The following is an 18,942-nucleotide window of genomic DNA, read 5'->3' as shown; positions in this document are numbered from 1 at the left end:
GAATGCCCGCCCTCACCCATCTCGGCGCCAAGGGCGAAGCCAACATGGTCGATGTCGGCGACAAGGCCGAGACGACCCGCACGGCAATCGCCGAGGGCTTTGTCTCGATGCGGCCCGAAACGCTGGAGATGATTCTGGCCGGCGACGCCAAGAAGGGCGATGTGCTGGGCACCGCCCGTATCGCCGGCATCATGGCAGCGAAGAAGACGCATGAGCTGATCCCGCTTTGCCATCCGCTGCTTCTGACCAAAGTGGCCGTCGAGATCGAGCCGGACCATTCGCTGCCCGGCCTCAAGGTCACAGCGCTCGCCCGCGTCACAGGCAAGACCGGCGTGGAGATGGAAGCGCTGACCGCCGCCTCGGTCGCCTGCCTCACCATCTACGACATGGCCAAGGCGGTGGATCGCGGCATGGTGATTTCCGGTGTCCGGCTGGTCGAGAAGACCGGCGGCAAATCCGGTGACTACAAGGCGGATGCCTGATGGCGCTGGTACCGGTCGCCGAAGCGCTCGCGCGCCTGCTCGACGGCGCAACATCTTTGCCGGGCGAGAGCGTGCCGCTGGCGGACGCGGCCGGACGGGTCCTGGCGGAACCGGTTGTGGCGCTGCGCACGCAGCCGCCCTTCAACGCCTCGGCGATGGATGGTTATGCCGCGCGTTCCGCCGACGTCGCTTCAGCGCCGGCGCAGCTTGAGGTCATAGGAATGGCGCCTGCCGGGCGGGGCTTCTCCGGAACCGTCGGCGAAGGCCAGGCCGTGCGCATCTTCACCGGCGCACCGCTGCCTGAAGGCGCCGACACCATCGTCATTCAGGAAAACGTCCGCGACCTCGGCAACGGCAGGATCGAGGTGACGGAACCGGCCGCCCAAGGACGCAATGTCCGCCGACGCGGGCTCGACTTCGGCGAGGGCGACATGCTGCTCGAAAAAGGTCGCGTGCTCGACGCGGCGGCTCTTTCGCTGGCGGCTTCTGCCAACCACCCTGCCTTGAATGTCGTGCGCCAGCCGCTGGTCGCGATCATCGCCACCGGCGATGAATTGCTGCCGCCGGGCAGCGCGCTCGGCCCAGATCAGATCATTTCCTCCAATGCCTATGGCGTTGCCGCCGCCGCCCAGTCGGTCGGCGCGCGGGCGCTCGATCTCGGCATCGCCGCCGACCGCAAGGAGGCGATCGCCGCGCTGGTCAGGAAAGCGGTACAGGCGGGCGCGGATGTCATCGTCACGCTGGGCGGCGCCTCGGTCGGCGATCACGACCTGATCCATGACGTGCTGACCGGCGAAGGCATGCGGCTCGACTTCTGGAAGATCGCCATGCGCCCCGGCAAACCGTTGATGTTCGGCCGGCTTGGCAATGTCCGCTGCATCGGCCTGCCAGGCAATCCGGTGGCAAGCATCGTCTGCTCGCAGCTCTTCCTGAAGCCGCTGCTTGCCCGGCTCGGCGGCCGCAATTTCAGGCAGGACGTGCGAACGGCCAGGCTTGGCGCCGCGATGCCGGCCAACGATCTCAGGCAGGACTATGTTCGCGCCGTGGTGCGCGAGGACGCCGGCACCCTGGTCGCGACCCCCTTCGGCATCCAGGACTCCTCGATGCTCAGGATGCTCGCCGACGCCAACGGCCTGATCGTGCGCGAGCCCTTCGCGCTGGCTGCGGAGGTTGGCGCCGAATGCAGCGTGCTTATGCTGCGCTGATAGATCGACAACGCCGGTCGTTCATAATCGGCGACGTCGATAGTTATTCGTCCACCAGCGTTCGGGTCAGGGGATGCTCCGGATCTGCGAGACCATCGACGACGTTGAAATGATGCCGACCCGGCTCGACAACTGACTGGGCAGCGGCGCCAAGCCCGGTCCAGATGTTGGCGAGCAAGGCGCTCTGGCGCAGGAACTCCGAGCGCTCGCCACCGCCGACCCAACAGGTGATGCGGGTTCCTTGCACGGGCCGCAGCAGCGCCGGGCTTTCGCTCAACGCTTCCCGCTCGTCGATGTTCAGCGTCTCGTTCAAAGCCGTGAACATCAACGGCCGAAGGTCGTGCAGGCCTGAAATCGAAACGACCATGCGTATGCGTTTCGCCACCATGGCGCCCAGCGGCGAAGTCGTCGTCACCATCCGGCTGGCGAGATGTCCGCCGGCCGAGTGACCGGTCAGCATCAGCGGGCCATCGACCATGGCCGCCGCCTTGCCGATCGCGGCCGCGACTTCATTGACGATGCCGCCGATCCTGGTCCGCGGGCACAGCGTATAGGAAGGCATGGCGACGGCAAAGCCGCGACCGACAGCGCCGGCGGCCAGATGCGACCAGGATGTCTTGTCCGATTCCATCCAGTAGCCGCCATGGATGAACACGACGAGCCCCTTCGATGCGGCAGGCGGAAGGAAGAGATCGAACCGGCTGCGCGGCGCCTCGCCATAGACGATGTCGAGCCGCGCCCTGCCCTGCGCCAACAGCTTTTCGCGAAATGCCTGAGCTGGGCCGTCCCAGGCCGCCGGCCAGCGGTCGCCCCCAGCGATGTTCGCGCCGTTGGCGTAGGCGTCATCCCAGTCGACAATGCGGTGTCCCAGCACCGGCCCCTCCCGCGATCAGATCGATTTCGAGTTGTCTTTGTTCGGCATGCCATTCGAAGTCAGGTGACGGCCTCCTTGATCGCATAGCGCGCCTCCTGCCAGGCGCCCGTGCGCAGGATGTCTTCCAGCACCTCGACGGCGTCCCAGACGTCCCGGTAGCCGACATAGAGCGGCGTGAAGCCGAAACGGACGGTCGACGGTGCGCGGAAATCGCCGATCACGCCACGCTCGATCAAGGCGCGCATCACCTGGTAACCATGCGGATGGGCGAACGACACCTGGCTGCCGCGCTCGGCCCCGTTGCGCGGGCTTTCCAGCTCGAGACCGAAAGCGCCGCATCTGGCTTCGACAAGCCGGATGAACAGATCCGTCATCGCGACGCTCTTCTCGCGCACGGCCGTCATGTCGACTTCGTCCCAGAGATCCAGCGAACCTTTCAGCGCCCGCATCGACAGCACCGGCTGCGTTCCGCACAGGAATCGCCGGATGCCTGAGCCGGCGGCATAACCCTGCTCGAACGCGAAGGGCCGGGCATGGCCCCACCAGCCGCTGAGCGGCTGGCTGATGTCGGGATGATGGCGGGTGGCGGCATAGATGAAGGCCGGCGCGCCGGGCCCGCCATTGAGATATTTGTAGGTGCAGCCGATGGCGAAATCGGCATTCGAGCCGTCGAGATCCACCGGCAGGGCGCCGGCCGTGTGGCAGAGGTCCCAGACGATCAACGCGCCAGCGTCATGGGCCTTGCGGGTCAGGGCCGCCATATCGCGCAACCGGCCGGACTTGTAATTGACGTGGTTGACCAGGATGATCGCGACACGGTCGTCGATCAGTTCCTCGATCGTCGGCGCATCGACGCCTTCGAGCCGCAGCACCGTGCCGGGCCGCGTCGAGGACACCCCCTCCGCCATGTAGAGGTCGGTCGGAAAGCTGTCGCCTTCGGCAACGATCACCGAGCGGTCGGGTCGCATTGCGAGTGCCACATGCAAGACCTTGTAGATGTTGATCGAGGTGGTGTCGCATACCACAGTCTGGCCAGGCGCGGCGCCGATCAGACGCCCGAGCCGGTCGCCCAGCTTGACAGGCATGTCGAACCAGCCGGCGGTGTTCCAGGCGCGGATGAGGTCCTGCGCCCATTCCTGCTTCGCGGCCGTCTCGATCTCGTTGAAGACATTGATCGAAGCGGCGCCCAGTGAATTGCCATCAAGGTATATCACCCCTTCCGGCAGGACGAAGCGATCGCGCAAGGGGCGCAGCGGGTCCGCCGCATCCATCGCCTCGACCTGGGCAAGATCGGGAATTCCCCTCATTGTGCTACCGCCTCCATTTCGGACTCAGGCCGCTACATCCTCCGGCGACCAAGGCGGTTGTCCCATCACCGTCCGCAACCCGGCAAGAACCTTCTGTCCTATGTTAGCTGGTCCATAGACGGCAAAGGCTGAGGATCGGAATCGCAGCCCAGGTTGGCATTTTGAGTTCGTTTCGTTCACGGTACGGCACATGGTTGCGTCAGCTGACTGGATCCCTTCAGCACCTTCGCGACGATGTCGGCTCTCAATTCAGCATAAGGAGAATTGCAAAATCGAGCGGAATCAATGACACAGCCCAACCGGTGGCGGCCGGGCACCGTCCGATGCAACATTCTTTCGCCCACCTTAAGAAATTCATTAAACTTTAAACGGTTGCGGAACACAACTGGAACAGATAGTGTTTGTTCTGGGTTTGTTTTTCTGATTCTGGTTTCGAAACCCGTGGGGGCCGCCAATGCTGACGCGCAAACAACATGAACTCCTGATGTTCATCCATGAACGCCTGAAGGAGAGCGGGATCCCGCCATCCTTCGACGAGATGAAGGAAGCGCTCGACCTCGCCTCGAAGTCCGGCATCCATCGGCTGATCACGGCGCTAGAAGAACGCGGTTTCATTCGCCGGCTACCGAACCGGGCGCGTGCGCTGGAGGTCTTGCGCCTGCCCGACTCGATCGCTCCCGGCCTGAATGCCGCGAAGAAATTTTCGCCAAGCGTCATCCAGGGCGGCCAGGGCAATCTAAGCCGCCAGGTCAAGCCGGCAGCGCCCTCGCGTACGCCGACACCCAGCAATGATGACGACGCCGCTTCAGCGGTGTCCATTCCGGTGATGGGCCGCATCGCCGCCGGTGTGCCGATCGACGCCATCCAGCACCAGACGCATTCGATCTCGGTCCCGCCAGACATGATCATGGGCGGCGAGCACTATGCGCTGGAGGTCAAGGGCGACTCGATGATCGAGGCTGGCATCTTCGACGGCGACACGGTCATCATCCGCAACGCCAGCACGGCAAGTCCGGGCGAGATCGTGGTGGCACTGGTTGACGATGAGGAAGCGACGCTCAAGCGCTTCCGCCGCAAGGGCGCCTCGATCGCGCTGGAGGCCGCCAACCCGGCCTACGAAACCCGCATCTTCGGGCCGGACCGGGTCAAGGTGCAGGGCAAGCTCGTCGGGCTGATCCGCCGCTACTGATCCGGCTGCGAGGGCTTGGCCCTCTCAGGCTTTTCGTAAGGCGGCAGTCCCCTCGCCTCGCGCGCGTACTTCCGCTGCTCGTGCCAGGGCCGGTAAGGCTGCTCGACGGCATATTGGATGGCTGCTCGCGCGGTTGCCGATTGTGGATCGAAGAAGACGGCGGCACTGCCGTCACGCGCCAGTTGGCGCTTGGTGACGACAAGCACGCGCTGATCCCAACAGGGATTGTAGGCCGTCGCATCGTTGATGACGATGAGGTCGGCAAAGCCGCAGGCGGGCCGTGCGCTGTCGCGGTTTTCGGCGAGCGCGACGATCGCGCCGGAAGGATGCCGGCCAATGCAGAGGTCGCCGGTGCAGTAGAAGGGCGAGCCGGGCGGCAGGTCGACCGGGTCGGCGATATCGAGAGCGTCCTTGGCGAATGTCTCGGGCGGCACGATGCCCTCGGCCTTCAGCGCCCGCTTCCAATTGTCAGTGGTGAACTCGTTGGAGCGTTCGCGGTTGACGGCAAGCTCGCCGCCGCCGATCGGCATCGCCACGAGATGCGCGTCCTCCGAGATCAGCACGTCCGGGGTGCGCACATGCGGGATCGCCAGCAGCGCGGCGAGCGCGAAGGGCACAGCGGCGAGCCTCAGCCAGGTGGTGGCCATGGTCGCGATGATGAGCGCGATTGTCGCCAGCAGCACCGACTGGATCGAGATCAATCCCACGGCATCGAGGGGCGAGCGCTCGGAAATCCATGCCGAAATGGCGATCATCGCTGTCAGGCCCTTGCCCATCACATAGAGGAAGGGACCGTCGAAGCCGAACGGCATGGCGAGCGCGCTCAACACGGCGAACGGCATGACGATCAGCGAGACGATCGGCATGACCGCCAGATTGGCGAGCAGGCTGAGCGGCGACACGCGCTGAAAATGCCAGATCGCAAACAGCAATGTCGCGCTGCCGGCGATCAGCGACGTTACGGCCGCGCCGCCCATGCCAACCGCGAGTTTCCGCGACAGGAACGCAAGAAACGAACGCTTCACCGGCGGCGCGGTCGTTTTGCCGGCGCGATAATCGGCAAAGCCGGCATAGGCGCCGACCAGGGCGGCGGTGGCGGCGAAGGACATCTGGAAGCTCGGGCCGACCACTTCATGTGGCGAGACAAGGATGACGGCAATCGCGGAGATCGCCAGGTTGCGCATCGTCAACGCCGCGCGGTCGAAGAGCACGGCGACAAGCATCACCGCAAGCATGATGAAGCTTCGCTCGGCCGCCACCACGATGCCGGAGATGACGAGGTAAGCGGCGATCGAGGCCAGCGCGATCGCCGCGGCGTATTTCTTCACCGGCTGGCGCGACGAGAAATCGGGAAACAGCGCGAAGGCGCCGCGCAGCAGGAACATGATCGTGCCGGCGACCAGTGCCATGTGCAGGCCGGAGATCGAGATGATGTGATAAATGCCGGTCCGTCGCATCGACTCGTTGATCGCTTCCGGAATGCCCGCGCGCACGCCGACAATCAGCGCCGCCGCGATCTCGCCCTCGGACCCGCCGATGCTGCTCCGGATGTGGTCGGCGATCCCTTCGCGCGCGTTTTCCACGGCCGACGCAATGCGCGCTCCGAAGGGTGCCCCCGTTGTCGCCGTCGAAGGCGGAGCTAACAGCTTTGGGTCGCCCAGGAAGAAGCCGCTGCCGCCAATGCCGCTAAAGTAGCTGTCGAAGGAAAAATCATAGCTGTCCGGCCGGACCGGACCGGTCGGCGGCAGCAGCTTGGCATAGCCGGTCAGCATCGATCCGGCGGTCATGCCGGGCGGGATCCTGCGCGCCGACAGCCGAACGCGGTCCGGCGCGTAGCGCAACGTCGGGTGCTCGGTGGATATCAGATCGATGGTCAGCCGCACACGGCCATTGGCCATCGCTTCGGCGGTGACCAGGCGGCCGGTCAGCCGGGTCTGGATTTCGGACCCCAGCATCGGCGTCGCCATCCGCCAGGTCTCCACCTTGGCCGCGAGAAAGCCGAGCGCGCAGAACAGCGATGCCATGAAGACAAGGTGCGCTTTCTGCCAGGAGCGCGACACCGCCGCGCAGACAGCCATCAGAGCCACGGCGGCAAGCGGCCTGTAGAGATCGGGCTCGGTGCTCAGCGAGAAGTAATAGATGACGCCGGCGGCCAGGAACACCGGCACCAGCAGAAAGCCGACGCCGCGGTCGAGCTCAGTGCTGGCAGCGACCGCAACGCTTCGGCGCAGCGCCGGAAGCGAAGCGCGGCCAAACTGTTTGCGGATCCGGCCGCCGACAGCGGTTGGCGAGGCTGGCTGCAGCGCACGACCACCGGGCGGCGGTAACTCGGCGGTCGGATGGAGTTCTGGAAGCGAAAGCGGCGCTTCTTCAGCGGGCTCGGCATGGGCAAACATCAGGCGCTCGCTGACGCCTGCTATCGTTTCCCCGCCCTCCTCCGTGCCCCGGCCACGTCCAGCCATCGGGTCTGCCCCTTGCGCCCCAGACCGCCTATGGTACATGAACGCCGACCGCGCGAAAGCCCGCGCGAAATATGCCGTCTCAGTGCTTCTTCGAGAGTTCCATGTCCGACAAGGTCGTCACCCGTTTTGCTCCCTCGCCCACCGGCTACCTGCACATTGGCGGGGCGCGCACGGCGCTGTTCAACTGGCTCTATGCCAGGCACACCGGCGGCACGATGCTTTTGCGTATCGAGGACACCGATCGCGAGCGCTCAACCGAAGCCGCCACGGCCGCCATTCTCGACGGATTGACCTGGCTTGGCCTTTCCTGGGATGGCGACGCCGTCTCCCAGTTCGAGCGCGCCCCGCGCCATCGCGAGGTGGCCGAGGAGCTCGTGCGCCTGGGCAAGGCCTATTACAGCTATGAGACGCCCGCGGAGCTGGAGGCGATGCGCGAGGCAGCTAGAGCCAAGGGCCTGCCGCCGCGTTACAACGGACAGTGGCGCGACCGCGATCCGTCCGAGGCGCCGGCAGGCGTCAAGGGCGCGATCCGCATCAAGGCGCCGACCGAGGGCGAGACGGTCGTCCATGACCGCGTGCAGGGCGAGGTGCGCTTTCCCAACAAGGATCTTGACGACTTCATCATCCTGCGCTCGGACGGCAACCCGACCTACATGCATGCCGTCGTCGTCGACGACCACGACATGGGCGTCACCCATATCATCCGCGGCGACGATCACCTGACCAACGCCGCGCGCCAGACGGTGATCTACAACGCCATGGGCTGGGCGGTGCCGTCGATGTCGCATATCCCGCTGATCCACGGCGCCGACGGCGCCAAGCTGTCGAAGCGGCACGGCGCGCTGGGCGTCGAGGCCTATCGCGCCATGGGCTATTTGCCGGAAGCCTTGCTCAACTACCTTGCGCGGCTCGGCTGGAGCCATGGCGACGACGAGGTGATGTCGATCAAGGACATGATCGCCTGGTTCGACATCGGCGACGTCAACAAGGGCGCTGCCCGCTTCGACTTCGCCAAGCTCGAGGCGCTGAACGGCGTGCATATGCGCAAGATGGACGATCGCGCGCTGTTCGATATCTTCGTCGCCACTCTGCCCTATCTCGAAGGCGGCCCGGCGCTCGCCGCAAAGCTCGATGACAAGCGAAAGGCGCAGCTGCTTGCCGCCATGCCCGGCCTCAAGGAGCGGGCCAAGACCCTGGTGGAGCTGGTCGACGGCGCGGCCTTCCTGTTTGCCGAGCGGCCACTGCCCCTGGATGAGAAGGCAGCGGGCTTGCTCAGCGCGGATGCGCGCGCGATTCTGCGCGGCGCGCATGGCGCGTTGTCTTCTGTCCAGGGCGAGTGGAGCGCCGCCTCGGCGGAGGCTTCGATCCGCGAGTTCGCGCAGGCTGGCGGATACAAGCTTGGCGCGGTGGCCCAACCACTGAGAGCCGCGCTGACCGGCCGCAGCACATCGCCTGGCGTGTTCGACGTGCTGGCCGTGCTGGGCCGCCAGGAAAGCCTGGCGCGCATTGGAGATCAAATCGATTAGGAGCGGACTGGCCCAAGAAGATTGGCATTGAAAGGTGTGTTTCGCAGTGCAACATTAGGCCTTGGCCCAATCTGGCACGCACCTCCTAAAATGCGGTGGCGAGTTCGCGCATTCCGGTGACTTCGACGTGTCGTTTGCAGGAATTGCCTTGCCGGCATGAGGATACAAAGGGAGTTTGAGAATGAGCGAAGCTGCGACAAAACTGGAACCGGGCAGCAAGGCGCACGAGTCGACCGCCAGGCTCGAACTCGCCGGCAAGACCCATGAATTCAAGGTGCGAAGCGGGTCGACCGGGCCTGACGTCATCGACATCGGCGCGCTCTACAGCACCACCGGCGCCTTCACCTACGACCCCGGCTTCACCTCCACCGCAAGCTGCGAGTCGGCAATCACCTTCATCGACGGCGACGCCGGCATCCTTTTGCATCGCGGCTATCCGATCGACCAGCTTGCCGAGCATGGCGACTTCCTCGAAGTCTGTTACCTCCTTCTCTACGGGGAGCTCCCGACCAAGGCGCAGAAGGAGGATTTCGACTATCGTGTGACGCGCCACACCATGGTGCACGAGCAGATGTCGCGCTTCTTCACTGGCTTCCGCCGCGACGCGCACCCGATGGCCGTCATGTGCGGCGTGGTCGGCGCGCTGTCGGCCTTCTACCACGACTCGACCGACATCTCGGACCCGTACCAGCGTATGGTCGCCTCGATGCGCCTGATCGCCAAGATGCCGACCATCGCGGCGATGGCCTACAAATACCATATCGGCCAGCCCTTCATTTATCCGAAGAACGATCTCGGCTTCGCCGCCAATTTCCTGCACATGTGCTTTGCCGTGCCGTGCGAGGAGTACAAGATCAATCCGGTGCTGGCGCGCGCCATGGAGCGCATCTTCATCCTGCACGCCGACCACGAGCAGAACGCCTCGACCTCGACGGTTCGCCTCGCCGGCTCTTCCGGCGCCAATCCGTTCGCTTGCATCGCCGCCGGCATCGCCTGCCTGTGGGGTCCGGCGCATGGCGGCGCCAACGAAGCGGCGCTGAACATGTTGGGCGAGATCGGCCATGTCGATCACATCCCGGAATTCATTGCCCGCGCCAAGGACAAGAACGATCCGTTCCGGCTGATGGGCTTCGGCCATCGCGTCTACAAGAACTACGATCCGCGCGCCAAGATCATGCAGAAGACCGCGCACGAGGTGTTGGGCGAGCTCGGCATCAAGGACGATCCGTTGCTCGACATCGCGATGGAACTGGAGAAGATCGCGCTAACCGACGCTTACTTCATCGAAAAGAAGCTCTACCCGAACGTCGACTTCTATTCCGGCATCACGCTGAAGGCGCTCGGCTTCCCCACAACCATGTTCACTGTTCTGTTCGCGGTCGCGCGCACCGTCGGCTGGATCGCGCAGTGGAAGGAAATGATCGAGGACCCGCACCAGAAGATCGGCCGCCCGCGCCAGCTCTACACCGGCGCCACCGAGCGCGACTACGTGCCGATTGCGAAAAGGTAATTGAGCGAATAGCGAGATAGCGAGTAGCGAATAGGGAAAGAAGGCAAACCGATAGCCCCACTCGCTATTCGCTACTCCCTATTCGCTCTCTTGATACACCCCATCACCACTTCCGCGGCGATCTCGCCGGAGGGCCGTTCGGTCGCCATGCGCCGGGCAATTTCGGCAAAACCGGCCTTTTGCCAGGCACGCATGCCGGTGTCGGCAAACAGGGCCTCAAGTTGCCGGGCAAGGTTCTCCGGCCGGACATACTGGTCGTAGAATTCCGGAACCAGCGTGCGGTCGGAAATCAGGTTGGGCAGCAGGGCCGACCAAGTCGTCACCATATGCTGCAGCAGCTGGCGCGCAATCGGGTCCAGCTTGTAGCAGGAAACCATCGGAACGCCTGCAAGCGCCAACTCGAGCGACACCGTTCCAGACGCGATCAATGCCGCATCGGCCTTGCCGAAGGCCTGCCATTTGCGCTCCGGCTCGGTGATGATTTCCGGCTTGTCATCCCAACTGGCGACCGAAGCCTTCACCAGCTCGGTGACATGCGGCACTGTCGGCAACAGCAGGCGCAGGCGATGGCCGCGTTGGCGCAGCGCCGACATCGCCTTGCCGAACGGTTCCATCAGCCGGCGAACCTCGCCGCGGCGCGAGCCAGGCAGCACCAGCAACGTCTTGACACGGTCGTCGGAGAGGTCGCGCGGCTGGCTCTGCGCCTTGGCGGCGCCAAGCACGCCAGGATCCCGCGTCAGCCGGTGACCGACATAAGTGCCCGGTGGTCCGCCGAGACGGGCAAGTGCCTTCACCTCGAACGGCAGGATGCAGAGAATGTGATCTACATAGGGCTTCATCGCCACCGCCCTGCCCGGCCGCCAAGCCCATACGCTCGGGCAGACATAGTGAACGATCGGGATGGCCGGCGCCATTGCGCGGACCTTCTTCGCCACGCGCAGCGAAAAGTCGGGACTGTCGATTGTGACGAGGCAATCAGGCCGCTCGGCCGCGATCGTCGCCGCCGTCTGGCTGATGCGGCGCATCAGCCGCGGCAGGTCGCGCAGCACCGCGCTGAAACCCATCAGCGCGATCTCTCCGCCGTCGAACAGCGGCGTCAGCCCCAATTGCTGCAGGTGCCGGCCGCCGATGCCGACAAGCTGAACCTTGCGGCCGGTCGTACGCTCGAGCGCCCGCACGATGTCGGCGCCGAGCAGATCGCCGGATTCCTCGCCGGCGACGATCGCGAGCTTGAGCGGCTTGTCAGCGGCCATCAGCGGCTCCCCGTTTGGCCAGCTCCGTCGCGGGCAGGCCGACGATGAAAAGGCCAAAGGCGTTCGCGCGAGCAAGCGTGGTCGGGCCTTCAAGGATGAGCGAACGGCCGGCCTCGACGGCTATGCCGGCAAGGCCTGCCGCATGCGCTGCCTCGACCGTCTGCGGGCCAATGGTGGGCAAGTCGGCCCGCAATTCCTGACCCGGCTTAGCGCATTTGACCAGCACGCCCCGCGCCTTGCCGGCCAGCCTGCCATGACCGCGCAAATCCCGCATTCTGTCGAGCAGACCGGCTGTGCCCTCGATGCCTTCCAGCGCCACGGCGCGACCTCCGATCGCAATCGCCGCCTGGCCGATATCGAGCGCGCCGATGGCCTTGGCCGCCTTGCGAGCGGCCTCGATGTCACGCCAGTCGGACTTGTTTGGTCCGGTCGCCGTCAATGTGCCTTCGCCCGCCGTCAGTTCCGGAACGACCTCGTGCGCGCCGACGACCTTGACGCCTCGCGTTTCGAGGGCTCGGGTCAACATCTTCAACAGGCCATCATCGCCGCGCCGCAAGGCTCTGACCACTAAGGGAATTATCGCCAGCAGACCAAATGTCGGCCTTATCTTGCTCAACCGCGGCCTGCGTTTGATCTCGCCGGCAAGGACGAGGTGGGTGATGCCCTGGCGCCTCAGCAAGGGAAACAGCCGCCCGATCTCCTCCAGCGCAAGTTTTTCCTGATCGTAGGCCGCAAAGTCGGCCTCGCGGTCGACCTCACCGGCGGCGATGATGATGAAAGGCGCAAAACCATGCTTCACCAGGCCGTCGGCGACTTCGACGGGCAGGCTGCCACCGCCGGCAATGATGCCGACCTTCGAGCCCGGCGCGAGTTGGATCCCTGATGCGGCGCGCTCAGACCTCGTCATCGCCGCTGTCATCGTCGCCACCACCCTTCAGCGGCGGGACCGCATAGTGCCGCTTGCCGCCGCTGGCGATGAAGTCGATCATCTTCGTGGCGGCAGGAGACGAGGAGCCGAATTCCGCCCTGGCGAGATCGATATTCTCCGCGACGCTGCGGGAACGGTCGAAAATCGACCGATAAACCTTGCGCAGCAGGTAGATTTCCGAGCGCGGCAGGCCGGAGCGCTTGAGTCCGATGATGTTCAGGCCGCGCAGCTTGGCGCGATTGCCAGCGGCGATCGCATAGGGAATGATATCGCCGACAACCGCCGAGCAGCCGCCGATGAAGGCGTTGTCGCCAATGCGCACGAACTGGTGAACGGCGGTCAGCCCGCCGATATAGACGTTGTCGCCTATCTCGCAATGGCCGCCGAGCGTCGCGCCATTGGCGAAGGTCGCGTTCTTGCCGACGACGCAGTCATGGGCGATGTGGGCATAGGCAAGGAAATTGCCGTTGTCGCCGACACTCGTCTCGCCGCGGCTAGAATCGGTGCCGACATGCATCGTGACGCCTTCACGGATGGTGCAGTTCTCACCGACGACGAGGGTAGTGCGCCCACCCTTGTGCTTGGTGTTCTGCGGCGGCGCGCCGAGCGTCGCCATCGGATAGACCTTTGTTCCGGCTCCGATGGTTGTTGCGCCCATCACCGACACATGGCTGACCAGCTCGACGCCGTCGCCGATGATTGAATCGGCGCTGATATGGCAGAAGGGTCCGATGCGAACACCTTTGCCGAGCCGGGCTCCTTCTTCGACGACCGAGGAAGGATGGATGGATGTCTCGACTTTCATGAGCATTTCGAACCGTCAGCCGGTGACCATCATGGCTGAAACCTCGGCCTCGGCGGCTTTCGCCCCATCAACCATCGCCTCGCAGGCGAATTTCAGCAGATTGCCGCGTTTCTTGATCTTCTTGACGTGGATCCTGAGCTGGTCTCCCGGAACCACCGGCTTGCGGAATTTCGCATTGTCGATGGTCATGAAATAAACCAACGACGGCTTTTCAGCGTTGAGGGTGCGAATGCAGATCGCGCCGGCGGTCTGCGCCATCGCCTCGATGATCAGCACGCCGGGCATGACCGGCTGCTGCGGGAAATGGCCTTGGAAATGCGGCTCGTTGATGGTCACGTTCTTGATGCCGACCGCGGATTCATCGCCATCGATATCGACAATGCGATCGATCAGCAGGAACGGATAGCGATGCGGCAGGAGCTTCATCAGCCCCATGATATCGACCGCCTCGAGTGTCGTTGCCACCATGTCAGCCATTTCCGTCGCCTTGCTTGCGCGTCCTGGCCATCTTGCGCAGCATCGCTATCTCGCGCATGGCTTCCGCCATCGGCTGTGCCGGATAGCCTCCCCAGATCTCGCCTGCCGGCACGTTGTTCATGAATCCACTTCTCGCAGCAAGCTTGGCCCCCGGCCCGATGGTCAGATGGTCGGCGAGGCCGACACCGCCACCCATGGTGACGTTGTCGCCGACGACGACGGAACCGGAGATACCCGAAAGGCCCGCTATAATGCAATTGCGGCCGATGCGAACATTGTGGGCGATCTGCACCAGATTGTCGATCTTGGTGCCCTGGCCGATGATGGTATCGGACATCGCGCCGCGGTCGACGGTCGAATTGGAGCCGATCTCGACATCGTCCTGGATGATGACGCGGCCAATCTGCGGCACGCGTTCAGGCCCCTTGGCGCCGCCCACAAAGCCGAAACCGTCCTGGCCGATCCTTGCGCCGCCATGGATGATGACACGATTGCCGACAAGCGCATATTGGATGCTGGCGCCGGGGCCGATGAAGCCGTCACGACCAATCTGGCAGGAACGGCCGACCACCGCGTGAGGTGCAATGACCGTGCCGCTGCCGATGGACACGCCGGGACCGATCACGGCGCCCGCCTCGACGATCGCCCCATCCTCGATATGGGCGGACGGATCGACAAAGGCATGCGCCGAGATGCCGGTTTCTCCGGTCATTGGCCCCGGAGTTGCGGCATGCGGAAACAAAAGGCGCCCGACCATCGCGAAAGCCTGTTGCGGACGAGGATGCATAAGCACCGCGACCCCTGGCGGCGCCTTGCTGGCAACATCGGCGGGGCACAGGACTGCGGCCGCCCTCAGCGACTGCATCAGCGCGAAATTGCGCTTGCCGTCGACAAAGACGAGCGCGCCGTCACCGCCCTCATTGGCGGGAGCCAGCCCTTCGATGGCAATTTCAGCCTGCGCGGCATCAAGCAGGCTGGCGCCGGTCAGATTCGCGACCTCGCCAGCCGTATACCGGCGTGAAGGCGCGAAGAACACCGGATCGGTCATTCCAGAAGCAATATCCAGCTGGGTCGGCTCAGTCTAGTCCGGGCCGTCACGCGGCCCGGAAACAACGCAACCGCTAAATTAGAAGCGGGTCGCTATGCCGAAGTTGAATTCCTGCACATTGTCGGTCGATTCTTTCTTGACCGGAATCGCGTAGTCGATGCGGATCGGGCCGAACGGCGAGGCCCACATCAGGCCGACACCCACCGAAGCGCGCAGCTTCATGTCAGCCGAAGCCGAGTCGACACCGACGAGCTTGTTGCCGTAAAGCGTAGCCGCATCAGCGAATACAGCGCCGCGCAGGCCGAAGCTCTCGGGAATGACCGGTAGCGGGAACTGGGCTTCAGCCGAAGCATTGAAGTAAGTCGAACCGCCGAGATGGTCCCCGCTGGTGCCAGAAGCCACCGGCCCGATACCGCCATATTCGAAGCCACGGATCATGCGGTCATTGCTCTGGAAATAGTCGAAGATGCGCAGATCACCACTACCGTAGCCAGCGATATAGCCTGCGCCACCCGAAATGAGACCGACAAGGTCAAGCTGTTCCGACAAGGTCTGGTAGACACTGGCGCGCCCGGTCACCTTCACCCACTTCGCATCGCCGCCGAGGCCGGCAAACTCAGTGGTACCGGTGATGTAAAGACCCTCATGCGGGTTCTTCATGTCGTCGATGGTGTTATAGACCAAGCCGAGGCTCACCGAAGATTTGAGCCACGGGCTTTCCGCGATGCCAGCTTGAATTGCAGGCGAAACATTACACTTCGCAGGATCCAGCTGACCATTGGTCAAGCAGTTGTCTGGGTAGTCATACTTCTCCTGCGAGATATTGTAAGCCAGCTGCGTCGAAATGCTGTCGGTAATCGGCAGGCCGAAGCGAACGCTCGCGCCGGTGGTGTCCGTGTCGTAGTGATCGTAGTTGCGGGTCGATTTGTAGATATCGAAACCCGCCGCGATGCGCCGGCCAAGGAAGTAGGGCTCGGTGAAGGAAAGGGCGAAGTCGCGCGAATTCTTGCCGCCACCGGCCGACAGCTTGATGTACTGGCCGCGGCCGAGGAAGTTGCGCTCGGTGATCGAGCCTTCGATGGATGGGCCGGGCGTGTCGCCGCCGGTCGAATAACCAGCGCCGACCGAGAATTCGCCGGTCGACTTCTCAACCACGGTGACCACGAGCACGACCTGGTCTGGCGCCGAGCCCGGAACCGTCGAGATGTCGACGGACTGGAAGTAATCAAGGCCTTCCAGCCGCTTCTTCGCGCGCTGGATGAGGACCTGGTTGAAGGCGTCGCCCTCGCTGACATCGAATTCGCGACGGATGACATAGTCGCGCGTACGGTCGTTGCCGCGGATTTCGATGCGCTCGATATAAGCCTTGGTGCCCTGGTCGATGGTGTAGACGACCGAAATGGTATGGTTCTCGAAATTGCGGTCGCCGCGCGGCGTCACCTGGGCGAAGGCGTAACCCGAGCCCGCGACCTTCTCGGTCAAGGCGACGATCGAATCCTCGACGTCCTTGGCGTTGTAGACATCGCCCTTGTGGGTTTCGACGGCCGATTCCAGCGCCTTCGAGTCGACCTCCGGAATGGAGCTTTCCACGCTGACGTCGCCGAACGTGTAGCGGTCGCCTTCCTGAACGGTGATGGTGACCGTGTATTTGTTGGTGGCGTCGTCAAGCTCGCCGACGGCCGAGACGACCTGGAAGTCGGCATAGCCATGATTGTAGTAGAAGCGGCGCAGCAGCTCCTGGTCGGCGCGCAGCTTGTCCTCGTCATAGACGTCGTCGCGCAGCACGAAGGACAGCCAGGACGAACGCTTGGTATTGATGACATCGGACAGGCGGCGACTGGAATAGGCGTGATTGCCGACGAAATTGATCGCCGCGATCTGGGTGCGGCCGCCTTCGTTGATGTTGAAGACCACGTTCACGCGGTTGTCGCCGAGATCCATGATCTGCGTGGTCACGGCGGCGTCATCGCGGCCAATGCGCTTGTATGCCGACTTGATCGCCTCGACATCGGCATCGAGCGTTTGCTGCGAGAAGGTCGCCCGCGGCTTCAGCTGGATACCCATCTGAAGCGCGTTGTCCTTGATTTTCTTGTTGCCCTGGAACAGGACCTGGTTGACGACCTTGTATTCGGAAACCTTGACCACCAGGCTCGAACCGACCTGGTTGATCTGAACGTCCGAGAACAGGCCGGTTCCGAACAGCGCCTTGACGGCGTCGTCGATATCGGAGCTGGAGAAAGGCTTGCCCGGCTTGATCGTAATGTAATTGCGGATGGTCTCGGCATCGACGCGCTGGTTGCCGCTGACCTCGACGCGCGAAACGACCGCGGCCTCGGCCACCGAGGTGGCTGCGAACTGCACTGCGAGCGCGCCTGGCACGACCAGAGCGGCGGACAAAGCCGCCGCGGAAGCGGCGCTCAGAAACTTGGATGCTGCCTTCATCGGGCTTTTGTACCTTTTTCTCGTAGTCCCCACGGCGAGAAAACCGGACGTGCGGTATTTTCCCTTACCGTATTAACCGGATTTTCCCTACACGCAAGGCTCCCGGTTAATTTGTATTTACTTAACCGTACCGCGTGGCTTTCGCGTCACGCATATCCCCACGCATGGTAAACGGCATCTCAATATGACCGGCGCTGAAGCCAAATTTCTTCATGATTTCAGCACCCAAACAGATCATTCCAAAAAACGAAGCCCATGAAACCGAGCACCAGGAACAGCCCGGTTCGATAGGCCATCTCCATCATTCGCTCCGAAACAGGTCGCCTTATGACGGCCTCCACGCCGTAGAACAACAGGTGGCCGCCGTCGAGAGGGGGAATCGGCAGGAGATTGAGAAATCCTATTCCGACTGACAGAAATGCAACAAGCTGCACCAGCCACTCGAAGCCGAGCTTGGCTGCTTGGCCCGACATCTTCGCGATCTTGATCGGCCCCCCAACTGGCATTTGTCCTCGCGTCCAAGCGCAAAGCGCTGCAGGAACTGGCCCGTGCGCTCGATCACATGTCCGGTTTCCTCGACCGCCGCCACCACGGCGCCGGCCGGCGTATAGGAGATCAGGCGTGGCTGGCCGAGCTCGGCATTGTTGACGACGCCGATAACCGCGACCTTGACCTTGTTGCCCAGCGCATCCTGCTGCTCCATCGGCTCCGGTGTCGCCGTGACGGCGATTTCCTTGCCGTCGCGCAGCATGGTGAAGGTGATGGCATCGCCTGCCCGGCCTGAAACCAGGCGCTGCACATCGGCGAAGGTCTCCACCTTGCTGCCGTCGACTTTGACGAATCGGTCGCCAGGCTGGATTCCGGCTTTCTCAGCTGGACTGCCCGCGGTGACCTGGGCCACCGTAGGTTCCAGAACCGGGCGGCCATAGAGGGAAAACAGCACCGCAAACACGGCGATCGTCAGCAGGAAATTGAACAGCGGTCCCGCAACGACGGTCGCGGCGCGCTTCCAGATAGGCTGCGTGTGGAAGGCGACCTCGCGCTCGGCGTCGGTCAGTGATTCGATCTCCTCGGCGCTCGGCTGGCTCGACGTCGCATTCATGTCGCCGACGAATTTGACGTAGCCGCCAAGCGGAATGGCGCAAAGCTTCCACCGCGTCCCGCGGCGATCGTTAAAGCCGACGAGCTCGGGGCCGAAACCGATGGAAAAGGCCTTCACGCCGATGCCGCACCAGCGGCCGATGAGATAGTGGCCCATCTCGTGGACGAACACGACCACGGTCAGCACGAACAGAAACGGCACGAGCGTGCCAAGGACGAAGCCTTGCGTGCTGAAGACCGCGTGAAAAATGTCGTTCAACTCATGCCCTCAAATTCGCCCGCACACGACATTCCGCCGCGACTGTGGCATCAATCCGGGCGAAACCGTGGCGC

Annotated in this window: 14 protein-coding genes and 1 pseudogene; 5 read left to right on the top strand and 10 right to left on the bottom strand. The window is 63.6% G+C overall.

The features are described 5' to 3' along the window. The first annotated feature begins 2 nt into the window (after nucleotides 1-2). A complete protein-coding gene (gene moaC / locus EJ069_RS07500; protein WP_126060759.1) occupies nucleotides 3-482 on the top strand; it encodes a cyclic pyranopterin monophosphate synthase MoaC in 480 nt (159 codons plus the stop codon). Further along, complete coding sequence (gene glp / locus EJ069_RS07495) at nucleotides 482-1,687, top strand: gephyrin-like molybdotransferase Glp (RefSeq protein WP_126060758.1); 1,206 nt, start codon at nucleotides 482-484, stop codon at nucleotides 1,685-1,687. Before moaC ends, glp begins: the two co-directional genes overlap by 1 nt. A gap of 43 nt (nucleotides 1,688-1,730) precedes the next feature. Here glp and EJ069_RS07490 read toward each other — a convergent pair whose 3' ends face one another. Beyond that, nucleotides 1,731-2,561 carry an alpha/beta hydrolase gene (locus tag EJ069_RS07490; protein WP_126060757.1) on the bottom strand — a complete coding sequence of 277 codons (831 nt, stop codon included), beginning with the start codon at nucleotides 2,559-2,561 and terminating at the stop codon, nucleotides 1,731-1,733. Nucleotides 2,562-2,620: 59 nt separating this feature from the next. Then, entirely contained in the window at nucleotides 2,621-3,868 is a 1,248-nt protein-coding gene (gene kynU, locus EJ069_RS07485; protein WP_126060756.1) for a kynureninase, read from the bottom strand. Between the two features lie 454 nt (nucleotides 3,869-4,322). On the opposite strand from kynU, the gene lexA reads away from it, so the two are divergent. Further along, nucleotides 4,323-5,057 (top strand): transcriptional repressor LexA, encoded by a 735-nt coding sequence (gene lexA / locus EJ069_RS07480; protein ID WP_042642529.1) that lies wholly within the window; start codon nucleotides 4,323-4,325, stop codon nucleotides 5,055-5,057. Here lexA and EJ069_RS07475 read toward each other — a convergent pair. Then, entirely contained in the window at nucleotides 5,051-7,519 is a 2,469-nt protein-coding gene (locus tag EJ069_RS07475) for a ComEC/Rec2 family competence protein (protein WP_126060755.1), read from the bottom strand. The two genes, lexA and EJ069_RS07475, sit on opposite strands and share 7 nt — an antisense overlap. A gap of 101 nt (nucleotides 7,520-7,620) precedes the next feature. On the opposite strand from EJ069_RS07475, the gene gltX reads away from it, so the two are divergent. Then, a complete protein-coding gene (gene gltX / locus EJ069_RS07470) occupies nucleotides 7,621-9,045 on the top strand; it encodes a glutamate--tRNA ligase (RefSeq protein ID WP_126060754.1) in 1,425 nt (474 codons plus the stop codon). 181 nt (nucleotides 9,046-9,226) lie between these two features. After that, the gene (gene gltA, locus EJ069_RS07465) at nucleotides 9,227-10,555 is read left to right on the top strand and encodes a citrate synthase (protein ID WP_126060753.1); all 1,329 of its coding nucleotides are present in this window, start codon (nucleotides 9,227-9,229) and stop codon (nucleotides 10,553-10,555) included. Between the two features lie 71 nt (nucleotides 10,556-10,626). Here gltA and lpxB read toward each other — a convergent pair whose 3' ends face one another. The 7 genes and pseudogenes from lpxB to rseP all read right to left on the bottom strand — a co-directional run bounded on the left by lpxB (nucleotide 10,627) and on the right by rseP (nucleotide 18,868). After that, nucleotides 10,627-11,808 (bottom strand): lipid-A-disaccharide synthase, encoded by a 1,182-nt coding sequence (gene lpxB / locus EJ069_RS07460; RefSeq protein WP_126060752.1) that lies wholly within the window; start codon nucleotides 11,806-11,808, stop codon nucleotides 10,627-10,629. Further along, nucleotides 11,798-12,715, bottom strand: a complete 918-nt coding sequence (gene lpxI, locus EJ069_RS07455) for a UDP-2,3-diacylglucosamine diphosphatase LpxI (RefSeq protein WP_126060751.1) — start codon at nucleotides 12,713-12,715, stop codon at nucleotides 11,798-11,800. The genes lpxB and lpxI overlap by 11 nt, the downstream gene beginning before the upstream one ends. Next, nucleotides 12,702-13,541 (bottom strand): acyl-ACP--UDP-N-acetylglucosamine O-acyltransferase, encoded by an 840-nt coding sequence (gene lpxA, locus EJ069_RS07450; protein ID WP_126060750.1) that lies wholly within the window; start codon nucleotides 13,539-13,541, stop codon nucleotides 12,702-12,704. The genes lpxI and lpxA overlap by 14 nt, the downstream gene beginning before the upstream one ends. 15 nt (nucleotides 13,542-13,556) lie before the next feature. Next, complete coding sequence (fabZ, locus tag EJ069_RS07445; RefSeq protein WP_126060749.1) at nucleotides 13,557-14,018, bottom strand: 3-hydroxyacyl-ACP dehydratase FabZ; 462 nt, start codon at nucleotides 14,016-14,018, stop codon at nucleotides 13,557-13,559. Continuing rightward, nucleotides 14,011-15,066, bottom strand: a complete 1,056-nt coding sequence (gene lpxD / locus EJ069_RS07440) for a UDP-3-O-(3-hydroxymyristoyl)glucosamine N-acyltransferase (protein WP_042642540.1) — start codon at nucleotides 15,064-15,066, stop codon at nucleotides 14,011-14,013. The genes fabZ and lpxD overlap by 8 nt, the downstream gene beginning before the upstream one ends. A 78-nt stretch (nucleotides 15,067-15,144) precedes the next feature. Then, a complete protein-coding gene (gene bamA / locus EJ069_RS07435; protein ID WP_126060748.1) occupies nucleotides 15,145-17,508 on the bottom strand; it encodes an outer membrane protein assembly factor BamA in 2,364 nt (787 codons plus the stop codon). A 218-nt stretch (nucleotides 17,509-17,726) separates the two neighbouring features. Further along, nucleotides 17,727-18,868: pseudogene (gene rseP / locus EJ069_RS07430) on the bottom strand (RIP metalloprotease RseP). Nucleotides 18,869-18,942: the final 74 nt, after the last annotated feature.

It is taken from the genome of Mesorhizobium sp. M2A.F.Ca.ET.043.05.1.1 (assembly GCF_003952445.1).
Classification (GTDB): Bacteria; Pseudomonadota; Alphaproteobacteria; order Rhizobiales; family Rhizobiaceae; genus Mesorhizobium.
This window is presented reverse-complemented; position numbering and strand designations above follow the sequence as displayed.

Excerpts from the sequence above, each read along its gene's own strand:
- moaC (WP_126060759.1), top strand. The coding sequence starts at position 3 with ATGCCCGCCCTCACCCATCTCGGCGCCAAGGGCGAAGCCAACATGGTC.
- glp (WP_126060758.1), top strand. The coding sequence starts at position 482 with ATGGCGCTGGTACCGGTCGCCGAAGCGCTCGCGCGCCTGCTCGACGGC.
- kynU (WP_126060756.1), bottom strand. The coding sequence starts at position 3,868 with ATGAGGGGAATTCCCGATCTTGCCCAGGTCGAGGCGATGGATGCGGCG.
- lexA (WP_042642529.1), top strand. The coding sequence starts at position 4,323 with ATGCTGACGCGCAAACAACATGAACTCCTGATGTTCATCCATGAACGC.
- EJ069_RS07475 (WP_126060755.1), bottom strand. The coding sequence starts at position 7,519 with ATGGCTGGACGTGGCCGGGGCACGGAGGAGGGCGGGGAAACGATAGCA.
- gltX (WP_126060754.1), top strand. The coding sequence starts at position 7,621 with ATGTCCGACAAGGTCGTCACCCGTTTTGCTCCCTCGCCCACCGGCTAC.
- gltA (WP_126060753.1), top strand. The coding sequence starts at position 9,227 with ATGAGCGAAGCTGCGACAAAACTGGAACCGGGCAGCAAGGCGCACGAG.
- lpxB (WP_126060752.1), bottom strand. The coding sequence starts at position 11,808 with ATGGCCGCTGACAAGCCGCTCAAGCTCGCGATCGTCGCCGGCGAGGAA.
- lpxI (WP_126060751.1), bottom strand. The coding sequence starts at position 12,715 with ATGACGAGGTCTGAGCGCGCCGCATCAGGGATCCAACTCGCGCCGGGC.
- lpxA (WP_126060750.1), bottom strand. The coding sequence starts at position 13,541 with ATGAAAGTCGAGACATCCATCCATCCTTCCTCGGTCGTCGAAGAAGGA.
- fabZ (WP_126060749.1), bottom strand. The coding sequence starts at position 14,018 with ATGGCTGACATGGTGGCAACGACACTCGAGGCGGTCGATATCATGGGG.
- lpxD (WP_042642540.1), bottom strand. The coding sequence starts at position 15,066 with ATGACCGATCCGGTGTTCTTCGCGCCTTCACGCCGGTATACGGCTGGC.
- bamA (WP_126060748.1), bottom strand. The coding sequence starts at position 17,508 with ATGAAGGCAGCATCCAAGTTTCTGAGCGCCGCTTCCGCGGCGGCTTTG.